Source organism: Microbacterium sp. SW12 (assembly GCF_055391095.1).
This window is the reverse complement of record NZ_AP024335.1, coordinates 1,554,896-1,568,818: the sequence shown is the minus strand read 5'-3', so window position 1 is coordinate 1,568,818 and position 13,923 is coordinate 1,554,896. Positions and strand designations below refer to the sequence as shown.

The following is a 13,923-nucleotide window of genomic DNA, read 5'->3' as shown; positions in this document are numbered from 1 at the left end:
TCCTCGTTTGCCGCCAGGTCAGACGGCGGCGATTCCTCGGATCGGAGGTTCGTGGAAGGTACCCCCGAACACGCGCTGAGATGCGCCCTCGCGATCAAGGTACGGCGATGCGCCCCCGTCGATGAAGGGCCAGCCGGCGCCGAGGATCAGGCAGAGATCGATGTCTTCAACCTCGGGTACGACGCCCTCATCGAGCATGATGCGGATCTCCTGCGCCAACCCGTCCTGGACGCGGCGGAGAATCTCGTCTTCGCCTGCCGGGGCGGTACCCACGGCCGGCTTGAGGATCTTCTCGGCAGGCTTCGTCCAACCGGTGACCTTGCCGTTCTTGTCCTTCTCCACGACCTGGGGCAGCTCCGCCAGCTCGTGGAAGTTCTCGTTGGCGTAGAAGCGTTCGGGGAAAGCGGAAGCCATGGTGTCCTGCACATGCGCAGCGACCTTCCAGCCGACGAGGTCGATGAGCTGGAAGGGACTCATCGGTAGCCCCAGAGGGCTGAAGGCCTTCTCGACCGTGAGCAGCGGCGTGCCCTCGTACACGGCCCGAGCAGCCTCGCCCATGACCTTCGCGAGGAGGCGATTGACGACGAAGCCCGGGGCATCGGCCGTCAAGACGGCGTTCTTGCCCAGACCCTTGGCCACAACGAAGGCAGTCGACAGCGCCGCCTCGTCGGTGGTGGGGGTCTTCACGATTTCGATCAGCGGCATCACCGCCACCGGGTTGAAGAAGTGGAATCCCACGAGCCGCTCCGGGTGCTCGAGCTTCGCTCCGATCTCTTCGACCGACAGCGACGACGTGTTTGTCGCGAGGATCGCGTCTTCGGCGATGATCTTCTCGATCTCGCCGAACACCTGCTGCTTGACCCCGACCTCCTCGAAAACCGCCTCGATCACGAAGTCGCAGTCGGCGTACTCGTTCTTGTCGGTGGTGCCGTGGATGAGCGCACGAAGGCGATTCGCACCATCCCCGTCGAGTCGTCCCTTCTGCTCGAGCTTGCCGATCTCTTCGTGGATGTAGGCGAGTCCCTTGTCGACGCGCGCCTGATCAAGGTCGGTGATCAGGACCGGCACCTGGAGCTTTCGCACGAACAGCAGCGCGAACTGGCTGGCCATGAGGCCGGCACCGATGATCCCGACCTTCTGGACCTTCTTGGCAAGCGCCTTGTCGGGAGCGCCGACGGGTCGCTTGGCACGCTTCTGTACGAGGTCGAACGCGTACATGGATGCCGCGAACTGATCGCCGGTGATGAGATCGGTCAGTGCCTCATCCTCGCGAGCGAAGCCTTCTGCTTTCGTGCCGCCCTTGGCCTTGTCGAGAAGATCGAGCGCGACGTAGGGGGAGCGGGGGACCGTGCCGATGCGGCTCTCCAGCATCCCGCGAGCCATCTTGATCGCGATCGGCCACTTGGTCAGACGCTCGATCTTGCCCGGCTCGTTCTTGCGCTCGACCTTGACCGAGCCGGTGAGGACGCCATCGGCCCAGCGCAGTGAATCCTCAAGGTAATTCGCTGCCGGGAAGATGGCATCCATGATGCCGAGGTCGTAAGCCTGCTGGGGCTTGAGTACCCGGTTCTGCTTCAGCGGGTTGGAGACGACGACTTCGAGCGCGTTCTCGATACCGATGAGGTTGGGGAGCAGGTACGCTCCACCCCAGCCGGGAATGATGCCGAGGAACACCTCGGGGAGCGCGATAGCGGCCGCCGAAGCATCCACCGTGCGATACGTGGAGTTCAGCGCGATCTCGAGCCCGCCGCCGAGCGCGAGACCGTTCACGAAAGCGAAGCTGGGTACGCCGAGGCTCGAGAGCTTGCCGAGGACCTGATGGCCCCGCTGCGCGATCAGTTTGGCGATAGCGGCCGAGGGAACCCGAGAGACGTCGCTCAGGTCGGCACCGGCGGCAAGAATGTACTGCTTGCCCGTGATGGCCAGAGCATCGATCTCGCCGGCCGCGGCGCGAGCGGCGAGAGCGTCGAGTGTTTCCCCGAGCTCCTTGAGCGTTGCCGGTCCGAGCGTGTTGGGCCGCGTGTGATCACGCCCGTTGTCGAGGGTGACAAGGGCCAGCACCTTGCCGGAGGCCAGACGCACGTCGGTCACCAGCGAGTGCGTGATGACCTCGCCGTCGGTGAGGTCATCCAGCGGCGAGAAGTCGATCTCGTCGTAGTTGGTCATGGCGGCGAACTCCTACTTCTTCTTCTTGCCGTTGTAGTGCGGGTTTTCCCAAACGACCGAACCGCCCTGCCCGAGACCCACGCACATGGCGGTCAAGCCGTACCGGACGTCGGGGCGTTCGGCGAACTGTGCCGCAAGTTGGATCATCAGCCGCACGCCGGATGCCGCGAGCGGGTGCCCCAGAGCAATGGCGCCACCCCACTGGTTCACGCGAGGGTCGTCATCCGCCACGCCGAAGTGATCGAGCAGTGACAGCACCTGCACGGCGAAGGCCTCGTTGAGTTCGAACAGCCCGATGTCATCGATCGTCAGGCCGGCTTTCTGAAGCGCCTTCTCGGTAGAAGGAATGGGCCCGATGCCCATGATTTCGGGCTGCACTCCCGCGAAAGCGAAAGACACCAGTCGCATCTTGGGGGCGAGCCCGAACTGCTTGACCGCGTCGCCGCTGGCCAGAAGCCCCATCGTGGCCCCGTCTGTGAGCGGTGATGACGTGCCCGCGGTAACGCGCCCGTGCGGGCGGAACGGGGTCTTCAGCGATGCGAGCCCTTCCATCGTCGTCTCCGGGCGGCGACCCTCATCCTCCGTCGCGAGCCCCCAGGCACCCTCAGCAGTCTTGATCGCGACGGGGACGAGATCAGGCTGGATCTTTCCGGCGTCATAGGCTGCCTGCGCCTTCTGCTGACTCCTCATGCCGAAGCGGTCGGCGCGCTCCTTGGTGAGCTGCGGGAAGCGGTCATGCAACCGCTCAGCGGTGACGCCCATGTTCAGCGCGCCCGGATCGACCATCTTCTCCGCGACGAAGCGCGGGTTGGGGTCGGCGTTGGAGCCGATCGGGTGGCGGCCCATGTGCTCAACGCCGCCGGCGATCGCAAGGTCATACATGCCGAAACCGATCGAGCCGGCCATCGTGGTGACACTCGTCATCGCCCCGGCACACATGCGGTCGATCGCGAAGCCAGGAACGGTCATCGGCAGTCCGGCGAGGATCGCCGCAGACCTGCCGAGCGTCAGTCCCTGATCGCCGGTCTGTGATGTCGCGGCGATCGCAACATCGTCAATGCGGTCTTTCGGAACGTCGGGATTGCGTTCCATCAGTCCGATGATCGCTTTGACTGCCAGGTCGTCAGCCCGGGTGTTCCAGTACATGCCCTTCTCGCCCGCGCGCCCGAATGGGGTGCGCATACCGTCGACGAAGAAGACGTCCGACATTTCGGCCACTCTGCCTCCAAGGATTGGGAATGACGCCAGCCTAGGAAGGAGTCAAAACGGCGCGGAATCGGTTGGGTCGAACCTACGAAGCCCTCTCGGAGGCCTCCGGCGAGGGTTGACCGGATTCCACAAAGGCTTCGGCGATCACCTGTGCAGTCTGCTCAATTTGCCAGGGTCGCGCACCGAGTTCCGACAGCGCTGCGCCGATGGACTCGGCGTCGATCGACGCCGGGGGAGCCCAGGCGACGCGTCGGAGCAGCTCCGGGGTGAGGAGGTTCTCGACCGGCATGTGCAGCGACTGCGCGAGTTCGTCGATCGCCGGCTTGGCGGCCTTCAGACGGGCGTCAGCCTCGGGCGCGCGATCGGCCCACGCCCTTACCGGCGGGATCGTGTCGGTGTTTCGCACCCGTTCGGGTGGCAGGTCGGGGTCGGCGCGTCCTGCTTCGAATGCTGCCCACCACCGATCGAGCTCGGAGCGGCTGGCTCGGCCGGTGAACTCTTTGACCGCCGCGAGCTGCTGCTTGGTCTTCGGGTCGGCCAGGATAGCCGCGACCAGAGCACGGTCGGGCACGAGTCGCCCTGGCGAGACATCCTGCGTGATCGCTAGTTCTTCACGGGCGAGCCACAGCGCCCGCGCGATCGCGAGCCCCCGGCGTCCACGCACCGTGTGGAGACCACTGAGCCGGCGCCAGGGATCCTCCCGCGGCGGTTTGGGCTCCCGGGTGAGGACCGCAGAGAACTCCTGCGCCGCGAACGCCGTCTTGCCGGCATCCGCGAGCTGCTCGACAAGGATGTCGCGCACATCGATCAGGTACTCGACATCGAGCGCGGCGTACTCGAGCCACGCTTGCGGAAGAGGACGAGTGGACCAGTCGGATGCCGAGTGTGCCTTTGCCAGGGTGACGCCGAGGGTTTCTTCGACGACGGCACCCAGGCCCACACGCTCTCGTCCGAGAAGTCGTGATGCCAGTTCGGTGTCGAAGATCGTCGGAGGCTCGAGGCCGAGCTCGCGCAGGGAAGGCAGGTCCTGACTGGCGGCGTGAAAGACCCACTCGAGGTCACCGATTGCCTGTTGCAGTGACGTGAAGTCGGCACCGACAGCTGGTGGGTCGACCAGGAAGACGCCGGCGCCACGGCGGAAGAGTTGAACGAGGTAGGCGCGCTGCGAGTAGCGGAATCCGGAGGCGCGCTCGACGTCGACGGCCACCGGGCCTTCGCCTGCTGCGAGCTCAGCGGCGGCACGATGCAATCCGTCGGCATCCGTGATCACGGTGTACTCAGCCACGGCTCACCCTGCGGGAGGTCACCGTTGCGATCTGCTCAGATCCGGGGGAAGTCCCGCGAGCATGCAGACCAGCTCTGCCCACGCCTCGACGTGCGCGTCGAGGTTCGCGGTCGGTGTCCACGAGGCGCGAAGTTCGATCTGCGCGCCATCGCCCTCGTCGGCAAGGCTCCCGAATCCCTTCGAGAGGGTCTTCGTCGCGGTGCCTGAGGGGGAGTGATAGGTAGCGGCGTGTGCCTGCAGGGCGTCCGTGAGCCACGACCAGGTCACATCCGCCAACAGCGCGTCGATGCCGATCTCGGGCTCCAGTGGCGCCTGCGCAAAGCACACGATGCGCCACGCTCCGTTCCACTGGGAGGGCTCGTCCGGGTCGTGCAACAGGATGAAGCGACCCGTTCCGTACGCTGAGTCGGTGCCGGCTGCCTCGGGTCTCACGTCAGCGGCCAGAGCGAGGGCGTGAGGAGCAAGGCCGGTCGGTGCGGGAATCTCGCGGACCGTGAGGTCGTCACGGAAGGTGGCCTCGCGAATCACCGCGGCCACGTCGTCGAACGCCACCCCGACAGAAGGTCTCCGGTCACCCCGACAGACTAGAGTGAGGACCCCATGGTCGAGTCCAGGCGCGCCGCCTCCCCACAGTACGTCGTTATCGTCAAGGCGGCCCTTGCGGTGATCTCGCTGGCCCTCGGCGCTGTCCTCGCGCTGTGGGGCGGGATCGCCGTCCGAATGGCGAGGAAGGTGGTCACGCCGGCAGCGCGCATCCCCGATTGCCGCATCCTCGAGCTTGATACGTCCGCCCAGACCATCACGCTCACGCGCACTCCCGACACCGAGTTGGCTGGCCGGTATGGCCTGTTCACCACGGGAACAGAGCGCTACCTCAAACTCGGATCCGTGCTGTCGGAGACGGCCGACACGGTCAAGCGCAAGCTTCTCACTCATGTCGGCCCCCAGGCTCGGATCGTCAGGGATGCCGCCTTCAGCGGGTGGTACTACGAGCGTCCCGAAGAACTGCATCTGCCCTTCAGTCCGGAGCTGGTCGGTTCGGCGCTCGGACCCTGCCCCGCCTGGTTGTTCCCCGCCGGCGAGGGTGAGATCTGGGTGATTCAGGTGCACGGGCGTGGCACCACACGAGCGGAGTGCCTACGCGCCGTGCCGATCTTCCACGCACTGGGGATCACATCGTTGGTCGTCTCGTATCGCAATGACGGCGAGGCGCCTCGGAGCCGCTCGGGCACCTACACACTCGGTGCCACCGAGTGGCGCGACGTCGACGCCGCTGTCGGCTTCGCCCGCCGCCGGGGGGCGAAGCGAGTCATCATCATGGGGTGGTCCATGGGAGGAGCGATCGCACTGCAGCTCGCCCTGAACTCGGCCCATCGCGATCTCATCGTCGGCCTCGTTCTCGACTCACCGGTCGTCGATTGGCGCATCGTGCTCGATTACCAAGCGCGGCTCATCAAGCTGCCTCCGGCTGTCACGCGCCTGGCGATCACCGTCCTCGGTGCCGACTGGGCGACGGCCCTCACCGGCGCCGGCGCTGCGATCCCCTTCCGACGCCTCGATGTGCTTGCCCGTGCGGCGGAGCTGCGGCATCCGATTCTCATTCTCCACAGCGACGATGACGGGTTCGTCCCCTCGGATGCTTCCCACGATCTGGTGGTTGCACGCCCCGACCTCGTGGACCTCGACGTCTTCAGTGTCGCCCGCCACACGAAGCTGTGGAACTACGACCAGGAGCGCTGGACGGGCAGGATCACGCGGTGGCTGACACAGCACGGGTTCGTCAGCGAGCGCGCAGACGCAGATACGTGAACCCCGTGTCGTCGACGAGGTGACCCGCGATCTCCGTCTCGACGGCGTCGTTGATCCCCAGAAACGGATGATCGGCGGGCGTCAGCGCGGGCGCGACAGTGATGCAGTACTCGTCGATGATCCCCGACTCCGCGAACTGTCGAGCCAGCGACGGTCCACCCTCGCACACGAGGCGACGAAGGCCCCGGTCTCGGAGAGCGTCGACGATCTGCTGCGGTGTCGTTTCATCGGCGGGCAGTCCGACGACCTCGGCGGAAGGGTGAGCGACTGAGGCTTCGACCTGCTCCGTCCGTGACGCGGGACACAGGACGATGAGGCGCTGGCTCGCCTCGTCCGAGACTCGCAACCCCTCGAGTGAGCCAGAGCGCGTCACGACCGCAAGAGTGGCGGACCGGGGGAGAAGGTAGCTCTCGGCGCGAACTGTCTGCGCCCCGACGATCACGGCATCCGCCGCCGCGCGGATAGCGCTGAGAATTAGCCGGTCCGCTCCTCCGGTGAGCGTCTCGCTGGTGCCGTCACCGCCGACGGCGGACCCGGTGAGGGAGGTGATCATGTTCAGCCGCACAGTCTCCGCCTCCGCCGACCCGTAGCGCGCGGCGATCCACGCGCGTGCTGCATCACGATCGGCATCGATCTCGATCGTGTCGAGACTTCGGGGAGACAGCTCGGTCACGATCATGGAGAGATCCTCTCTGTGCCCACGGGAGTTCGGTCGGGGGAGTCTTCGGGTGCGCGGGGCGCGGCGACAGCCCGCGTAAGGTAGGAGGGTCCTCCCGCCCCCCTGACTCTAGGCGGCACGCGGCCAGCCCGCATCCGTCTCCGCCGCGGAAGCAACCCATGCCAGCATCCGGCCCCACCGGCATCGTCCACCTCGCAACGCGTTCGCCCGAACTCTCCGGCGACCAGATGGTGGCGTCACTCACGCCTCCGCCGCAGTTCGCGCACGCGTCTTTCGAGTCGTACCGCGCCGACCCGGCCTTCCCGTCACAGCAGGAGGCGAAGGAGATGCTCATCGCCTTTGCCGGTGGACGACCCGACGCGCCGCGCGGGGGGCTGTTCCGGCGCCGTCCTAAGCAGCCCGAACTGAAGCCCGGCGTGTACCTCGACGGCGGGTTCGGGGTCGGCAAGACGCACTTGCTCGCCGCGATCTACCATGCGATGCCGGTGCGGCGGAAGTACTTCGGATCGTTCATCGAGTACACGGCGCTGGTCGGGGCCCTGGGCTACCAGAACGTCGTCAAACTCTTCACCGGCGCCGACCTTCTGTGCATCGACGAGTTCGAACTCGATGATCCCGGCGACACGATGGTCATGACGCGTCTGCTGGGCGAGCTGGTCGCCACGGGAACCCGGCTGGCGGCGACATCGAACACCCCACCCAATGCGCTCGGTGAGGGGCGATTCGCGGCGCAGGACTTCCTGCGTGAGATCCACGCGATGGCCGAGAGTTTCCAGACCATACGGATCGACGGCACCGACTACCGTCACCGCGACGTAGACGGACACGCGGTGGCCCTGGAGGCTTCCGACTACGAAGCGGCAATCGAATCGGCATCCGGCGAGGCACTGGTCAGCGACGACGCCTTCGACGATGTGGTCGCTCAGTTGGCGCGCGTGCACCCTTCCCGGTACATCCGTCTCATCGAGGGGGTGTCGTTGGTGGGTCTGCGTGACGTGTCGGTGTTCACCGATCAGTCCGCAGCGCTGAGGTTCGTCGCTCTCGTCGACCGCATCTATGACGCGCAGATCCCGATTCGGGCCACCGGCATCACCCTGGACCGGGTGTTTCCGGAGGAAATGCTGGCCGGTGGGTATCGCAAGAAGTATCTCCGGGCGATCTCGCGCCTGGTCGCATCGACGCTCGCGTGAATTTCGTGGCGACCTCGGGGTCGCCCGAAACCTGATGTTTACCTGAGCGTCGGTCGTGTAACAGACGCGAAACACGGGGCGCCCTCTGGTCGAAACCGGTCGCCGCGAGACTGGCTCCGCAAGTGCATCGGCTACCCGCGTCGGTGCAGCTTTCGACACACGACACGAATTGAGGACTCTCAATGGATGCTGGAACTCTCGCCTGGGGTATTACCTCATCGGCGCTAGTCCTGTTCATGACGCCCGGCGTCGCCTTCTTCTACGGTGGTCTCGTCAAGGCGAAGAGCGTCATCAGCATGATGATGATGAGCTTCGGCGCGATGGCTCTGATCGCTGTGCTTTGGATCCTGTACGGATTCAACATGGCCGCCGTGAGCGACCCCTGGGCTTTCGCAGGAAACCCCTTCTCGAACTTCGCACTCTCGTCGCCTGAGCTCTCGAGCTCCGACTTCGTGCTCGCGCTCTTCGGCTCCACCTTCGCGATCATCACGGTGGCCCTGATCTCGGGCGCCATCGCTGACCGCGCCCGGTTCGGATCGTGGATGATCTTTGCCGGTGTGTGGGCAACAGTCGTCTACTTCCCTGTGGCCGCATGGGTTTGGGGCGGCGGCTGGATCATGAACCTCGGCACCACGCTGTTCGGCGAGGAGTCCGGTATCGCGGTTCTTGACTACGCGGGTGGTACTGCCGTTCACATCAACGCGGGTGCTGCAGCTCTTGCCCTGGCGCTCGTGCTCGGCAAGCGCATCGGCTTCCAGAAGGGCATCCAGAAGCCGCACAACGTGCCGCTGGTCATGCTCGGCGCGTCGATCCTGTGGTTCGGCTGGTTCGGCTTCAACGCGGGTGCAGAGGCGAACTGGCTCAACGGTGACGGCTCGTACGGCGCAATGGGCCCCGACTCGCTCGCTGGCGTCATCGTCATCAACACGCTCGGTGCAACCGCTGCCGCCATCATCGGTTGGCTGATCGTCGAGAAGTTCAAGGACGGCAAGGCCACGTCGGTCGGCGCCGCCTCGGGTGCCGTCGCCGGTCTCGTCGCAATCACCCCCGCGTGTGCGTTCCTGACCCCCGGCTGGGCGCTCCTGCTTGGTCTTGTCACCGGTGTCATCTGCGCCTTCGCGATCGAGCTCAAGTGGAAGCTCGGCTACGACGACTCGCTCGACGTTGTCGGCATCCACCTCGTCGGTGGTGTCGTCGGAACGCTGTACCTCGGCTTCTTCGCAACCGAGACGGGTCTGTTCCTCGGCGGCGGCTTCGAGCAGCTCGCGGTGCAGGCGATCGCAGCCTTCGGTGTCTTGATCTACTCCTTCGTCGTCGCCTGGATCCTGGGCTTCGCCATCGAGAAGACGATCGGTTTCCGCATCAAGAACGAGGACGAGCTCGCCGGTGTCGACACCAGCGTGCACGGCGAAGAGGGCTACTCGCTCGCCGAGCAGGTCTGATCTGCCGGGAGTTCGTCTCCCAACCCTCAGGGGCGTCGCGAATGGTTCGCGGCGCCCCTGAGGCGTCTCCGCGCGTCTTCGGCAGCTAGGGTGACCTGGTGAATCGGCTGTCCTCGTTTGTCCGCAAGGTTGCTCGTGCGCTCACGCCGCCGGTGCGCAGAAACGTGCGCACGGATGCCGCCCCCGACGCGCCGCCGCTCACCGTCCGCACCCGGCTCATTGCCTCACCTGGCGCGAACGGCCTGAAGATCAGCTATGCACCCGACGCGGACGGGGACGCTGACGCCGGCGAGATCGTGTGGACCTGGGTGCCTTACGCCGAAGGCGACGGGCGAGGCAAGGATCGGCCAGTCCTCGTGATCGGGCGCCAGGACGCCGATCACGTCTATGCCGTACGACTGACCAGCCAACCGCACGACGGCGAGGGAGGCTACATCGCGATCGGCTCAGGGCCGTGGGATGGGCGAGGGAGAGCATCCTGGGTCGACATCGAGCAGCTCTACAGTGTGCACCGTCGGGGCATGCGTCGTGAGGCGGCGGCGCTGGATCTCGATCGCTTCGTGCTCGTCGCCAACGCACTGCGCCGCCGTTACGGATGGGACGCCGAGAGGCGCCGATGATGCCGAATGTGGTGGGCGATACCAGACTCGAACTGATGACCTCTTCCGTGTGAAGGAAGCGCGCTACCAACTGCGCCAATCGCCCAAGACCCTCGCGGGCCAAGTCTCGATCCTACCGGATTCCTGGTCGAGCACACGACCGCGGACCCCGACACGCGCGGAGCCGTTTCGGTTTTGCGCGGCGGCGATTCTCGACTAAAGTCGATCAAGCGCCACACGGTGGTGCAATGCGGATGTAGCGCAGTTGGTAGCGCATCACCTTGCCAAGGTGAGGGTCGCGAGTTCGAGTCTCGTCATCCGCTCGAGTGCGGGGCTTCCTTCGGGAGCACGACACGTGGGTCGAACCACACACGGTGGCGTGGCCGAGCGGCTAGGCACCGGCCTGCAAAGCCGTTTACACGGGTTCGAATCCCGTCGCCACCTCGCATGACAACTGAATAGCCTTTTTTAGGCGCGATTGGCGCAGCGGTAGCGCGCTTCCCTGACACGGAAGAGGTCACTGGTTCGATCCCAGTATCGCGCACCACGAACAACGAAAACCCCCGGAGTTCCGGGGGTTTTCTCGTGTGTCCAGGTGGTTGGTTCCGCGCAAGCTCGCTGCGCACTACGCGGCCAGGGCCACCCGGATCGAATTCGCCCAGGGATCCTCGAAGGTAAGTGTCGCGCCGTCATCGGCCACGTCGACACCGTGGTGGCGCATCCGTTCATCGAGCGCGCCGAGGTCGTCACTCGATGGGACCAGGAGATTGACTTCACCGAGGCCCAGCGCGGGCTGACGCCGCCCGGCGCCGCGGCTGTTCCACACGTTCATCGCCATGTGGTGGTGGTAGCCACCGGCGGAGACGAACAGCGCCGAGCCGTGGAAGTCCAGCGTGGCGTCGAACCCCAGCCGGTCGACATAGAAATCGCGCGCTATGCTTACGTCTCCGACGCTGAGGTGGACGTGCCCGACTCGCGCCGCACGGATGCTGTCAGGCTCGGTGGACGGGTCGCTGAGGTGCTCGCGCAGGAACTGATTCGGGTCAAGGAAGAGGGTGTCCATCTCGACCTGTCCGTGCGTCCAGGACCACTGCGTTCGGGCGCGGTCCCAATACAACTCGACACCGTTGCCCTCAGGGTCCGTGAAGTAGAAGGCCTTGCTGACGAGGTGATCGGCGCTGCCGGTGAACGTTCCAGGGGCCCGACGTGCGACCGATGCCACAGCCGAAGCGAGGGCAGTTTCTGTCTCGAACAGGATTGCCGTGTGATACAAGCCCGCCTGCCCGGACGCGGCGTGACGGAGCTCGGGCGTGTGAACAAGGACCAGTACGGGAACGCCGCCACGTCCCAGCGTGGCGGTCGGTCCGGCGTGACTGAGAAGCTGCAGCGGCACCGCCTCGGTGTAGTAGCGGATCATCGCATCCAGGTCTCCGACCTTCAGAGTGACCGCTCCCATGTGGGTTGCTGCCGCGAGCTTGTCAGACATGCCGAACCTTTCGTTCCTGTCGTCCAGAGCCGTTACCGGACGACCGCGAAGCCAGCGGTCCAGCTGGTCTTCTCGGAGGCAGCCAGGGTCAGCTGGAGGAAGCCGATCGCCTCAAGCTCGTGTGCACGCGCCAGAGCGCCGGCGTCAAGCGCTGCAAGCCCACCGGCGGTGACAGCGTTGATCAAGGCAGCTTTCGCGTCAGCGTCGTCTCCGGCGACCAGCACCGTGGTCTTCTCGGTTCCGACCGTTCCAGCCGCCAGGGTAGCCGCGAAGTTCGTGTTGAAGGCTTTGAGGACGCGTGCGCCCGGCAGAGCCTTCTGGAGCTCAGCCGCAGCCGATGAGCCGACCGGCACCACGAGGGAGTCGAACGTCTCGAAGTTCAGGGGGTTCGTGATGTCCACGACGGTCTTGCCCGTCAGCTGCTCGCCGTAGGTTGCTGCGATCGTCTCGAGGGCGCCATACGGGACGGCGAGGACGACAAGGTCGCCCTCGATCGTTGCGTCCGTATCACCGCTGACGATGTGCTGGATCGAGGCGCCCCCGCGAGCGAGGACGCCGGCGATGGCCCCGCCCATGTTTCCGTTGCCGAAGATGGTGATCGTGCTCATGATGTGACCTGCCTTCTCTGAGAGTCCCGCGGGCCTGCGGGAGGTGGATAGCCCATGCGAGCTATGTGACTGCCCAACATAGTTGTAGCAACAACTATTCCCGTAGAATCGCACAATGCACAGAACCCGATCTTTCACGGCCGAGGAGCGGGCCACCTGGGTTCCGCTCGTTGCCGTACTCGAACTGCTCCCCAAACAACTGGACACGCAGCTGAAGCGGGATGAACAGCTCAGCCACTTCGACTACTTCGTCCTCTCGCTACTGGCACTCAGCGATGGGCGCACACTGCGGATGAGCACCTTGGCGATCGAGTCAAACGCCACGCTTCCGCGTCTGTCGCATGTCGTCTCACGCCTCGAAGAGCGAGGATTCGTTCGGCGCCTCCCGGCGCCTGAGGACGCGCGTGCGACGGATGTCGAACTCACCAGTGCTGGACGCCGCAAGGTCATCGCGGCCACACCAGGGCACGTCGCCAACGTGCGTTCTTTCGTGCTCGACGCGCTCTCCCCGACCCAGCAGGCGCTGCTGCGCGAGATCGCGGAGATCATTCTTGATCGCCTTGACCCGACCCAGAGTCTCGCTGCGCACGCACGACACGTGCCGGTCGATTCCAGCACGTAACGACGAAGACCCCCGTCCTTCATCGGATGAGGGCCTTCGGGTCGCTGTGGATCAGGCCTCGCTCATCGCGAGCTTCTCCTTCTGGCCCTTTGCGGCGTAGTACGCGGCACGGGCTGCATCCCGGCGCGCCTGCTCGGCCTGGCCGGCCTCGCGGATCTCCTCCGAGACGGGGTAGTACTCGGTGGTGGGCTTGCCGTGGTACTTCTCGATGTAGGCGTCAAGCTCCGGGCCAGACGTCCAGGATGTGATGAGGCAGTAGCGCGGCTCGTCGCCCTGATGGTGGACGGCGTGCCAGAGACGCTGCGTGTCGACGATCAACTGAGCACCAGCCGGCAGCGCGATGCGGTACTCGATGCTCGGGTCGGTGCGGTTCTCACGCAGGACGAAGTAGCTGTCCTTGTCATCGGTCAGGTTGAAGAACCCACGAACGACCCAACCGGTGCCGTCGGGGTTGAGGCGGTTGTTGTCGTCCTGGTGGAGGTTGTAGAGGCAGTCGGCGTACGAGTTCGGCTGCAGCTCGATGATGCGGCACCGTCCCACGTTCGCGCCTGGCTCCTTCGCCCGGGCGGTGAGGGTTGGTGCAAGTGCGGTCTGGGAATCGATCCAGACGCCGTCCTTGTCGGTACGGGGCGGCTGGTGGTTCCAGAAGCCGTTGCACTCGATCTCGCCCTTGGCAGAGGCAAGAGGTGCGAAACGAGTGTCACCCGAGGACTTCCAATCCACGTACTCGATGTCGAGCCATTCCTTCGGATCGATCGGATCGTTGTAGCTGTCGAGGACGACAAAGCCGGTCTCGTCGAGAGCGGCGCTCTTGATGTAACCCATAGG

At 65.3% G+C, this 13,923-nt stretch carries 12 protein-coding genes, 4 tRNA genes and 1 pseudogene; 8 read left to right on the top strand and 9 right to left on the bottom strand.

The genetic code is table 11. The features are described from left to right. Positions 1–18: 18 nt before the first annotated feature. The 4 genes and pseudogenes from MICSW_RS07910 to MICSW_RS07895 all read right to left on the bottom strand — a co-directional run bounded on the left by MICSW_RS07910 (position 19) and on the right by MICSW_RS07895 (position 5,212). The gene (locus MICSW_RS07910; protein WP_347424358.1) at positions 19–2,166 is read right to left on the bottom strand and encodes a 3-hydroxyacyl-CoA dehydrogenase NAD-binding domain-containing protein; all 2,148 of its coding nucleotides are present in this window, start codon (positions 2,164–2,166) and stop codon (positions 19–21) included. A gap of 12 nt (positions 2,167–2,178) precedes the next feature. After that, a complete protein-coding gene (locus MICSW_RS07905) occupies positions 2,179–3,384 on the bottom strand; it encodes a thiolase family protein (RefSeq protein ID WP_228178819.1) in 1,206 nt (401 codons plus the stop codon). A gap of 73 nt (positions 3,385–3,457) precedes the next feature. Beyond that, positions 3,458–4,660, bottom strand: a complete 1,203-nt coding sequence (locus MICSW_RS07900; RefSeq protein WP_464495044.1) for an HRDC domain-containing protein — start codon at positions 4,658–4,660, stop codon at positions 3,458–3,460. Continuing rightward, a pseudogene (locus MICSW_RS07895) lies at positions 4,653–5,212 on the bottom strand (DUF3000 family protein). Before MICSW_RS07895 ends, MICSW_RS07900 begins: the two are co-directional and overlap by 8 nt. Positions 5,213–5,260: 48 nt before the next feature. Between MICSW_RS07895 and MICSW_RS07890 the strand changes: the two are divergent. After that, a complete protein-coding gene (locus tag MICSW_RS07890) occupies positions 5,261–6,469 on the top strand; it encodes an alpha/beta hydrolase family protein (protein WP_464495041.1) in 1,209 nt (402 codons plus the stop codon). Here MICSW_RS07890 and MICSW_RS07885 read toward each other — a convergent pair. Further along, the gene (locus MICSW_RS07885; protein WP_292726713.1) at positions 6,441–7,148 is read right to left on the bottom strand and encodes a dihydrofolate reductase family protein; all 708 of its coding nucleotides are present in this window, start codon (positions 7,146–7,148) and stop codon (positions 6,441–6,443) included. The two genes, MICSW_RS07890 and MICSW_RS07885, sit on opposite strands and share 29 nt — an antisense overlap. Positions 7,149–7,306: 158 nt before the next feature. Between MICSW_RS07885 and zapE the strand changes: the two genes are divergently transcribed. The 3 genes from zapE (at position 7,307) to MICSW_RS07870 (ending at position 10,400) form a co-directional block, all read left to right on the top strand. After that, positions 7,307–8,338: a cell division protein ZapE gene (zapE, locus tag MICSW_RS07880; protein ID WP_292726711.1), complete on the top strand. Its 1,032-nt coding sequence runs from the start codon at positions 7,307–7,309 to the stop codon at positions 8,336–8,338. A gap of 182 nt (positions 8,339–8,520) precedes the next feature. Beyond that, on the top strand, positions 8,521–9,780 hold the full coding sequence (locus MICSW_RS07875) for an ammonium transporter (protein WP_292726709.1): 1,260 nt from the start codon (positions 8,521–8,523) through the stop codon (positions 9,778–9,780). 98 nt (positions 9,781–9,878) lie between these two features. Beyond that, positions 9,879–10,400, top strand: coding sequence for a type II toxin-antitoxin system PemK/MazF family toxin (locus MICSW_RS07870; protein ID WP_292726707.1), 522 nt, complete (start codon positions 9,879–9,881; stop codon positions 10,398–10,400). 9 nt (positions 10,401–10,409) lie between these two features. Here MICSW_RS07870 and MICSW_RS07865 read toward each other — a convergent pair. Next, positions 10,410–10,485, bottom strand: a tRNA-Val gene (locus MICSW_RS07865). Between the two features lie 144 nt (positions 10,486–10,629). On the opposite strand from MICSW_RS07865, the gene MICSW_RS07860 reads away from it, so the two are divergent. The 3 genes from MICSW_RS07860 to MICSW_RS07850 all read left to right on the top strand — a co-directional run bounded on the left by MICSW_RS07860 (position 10,630) and on the right by MICSW_RS07850 (position 10,926). Beyond that, positions 10,630–10,702 (top strand) — tRNA-Gly (locus MICSW_RS07860). A gap of 50 nt (positions 10,703–10,752) precedes the next feature. Then, positions 10,753–10,823 (top strand) — tRNA-Cys (locus MICSW_RS07855). Positions 10,824–10,851: 28 nt separating this feature from the next. Next, positions 10,852–10,926 (top strand) — tRNA-Val (locus MICSW_RS07850). Between the two features lie 78 nt (positions 10,927–11,004). Here the strand turns inward: MICSW_RS07850 and MICSW_RS07845 are convergent. Further along, positions 11,005–11,865 carry a VOC family protein gene (locus tag MICSW_RS07845; protein WP_292726705.1) on the bottom strand — a complete coding sequence of 287 codons (861 nt, stop codon included), beginning with the start codon at positions 11,863–11,865 and terminating at the stop codon, positions 11,005–11,007. Positions 11,866–11,897: 32 nt separating this feature from the next. Then, positions 11,898–12,473, bottom strand: coding sequence for an NADPH-dependent F420 reductase (locus MICSW_RS07840; protein ID WP_292726703.1), 576 nt, complete (start codon positions 12,471–12,473; stop codon positions 11,898–11,900). Between the two features lie 115 nt (positions 12,474–12,588). Between MICSW_RS07840 and MICSW_RS07835 the strand changes: the two genes are divergently transcribed. Next, positions 12,589–13,095, top strand: a complete 507-nt coding sequence (locus MICSW_RS07835; RefSeq protein ID WP_292726701.1) for a MarR family winged helix-turn-helix transcriptional regulator — start codon at positions 12,589–12,591, stop codon at positions 13,093–13,095. A 51-nt stretch (positions 13,096–13,146) separates the two neighbouring features. Here the strand turns inward: MICSW_RS07835 and MICSW_RS07830 are convergent, their stop codons facing one another. Further along, positions 13,147–13,920 carry a hypothetical protein gene (locus MICSW_RS07830; RefSeq protein WP_228178786.1) on the bottom strand — a complete coding sequence of 258 codons (774 nt, stop codon included), beginning with the start codon at positions 13,918–13,920 and terminating at the stop codon, positions 13,147–13,149. Positions 13,921–13,923 lie beyond the last annotated feature (3 nt).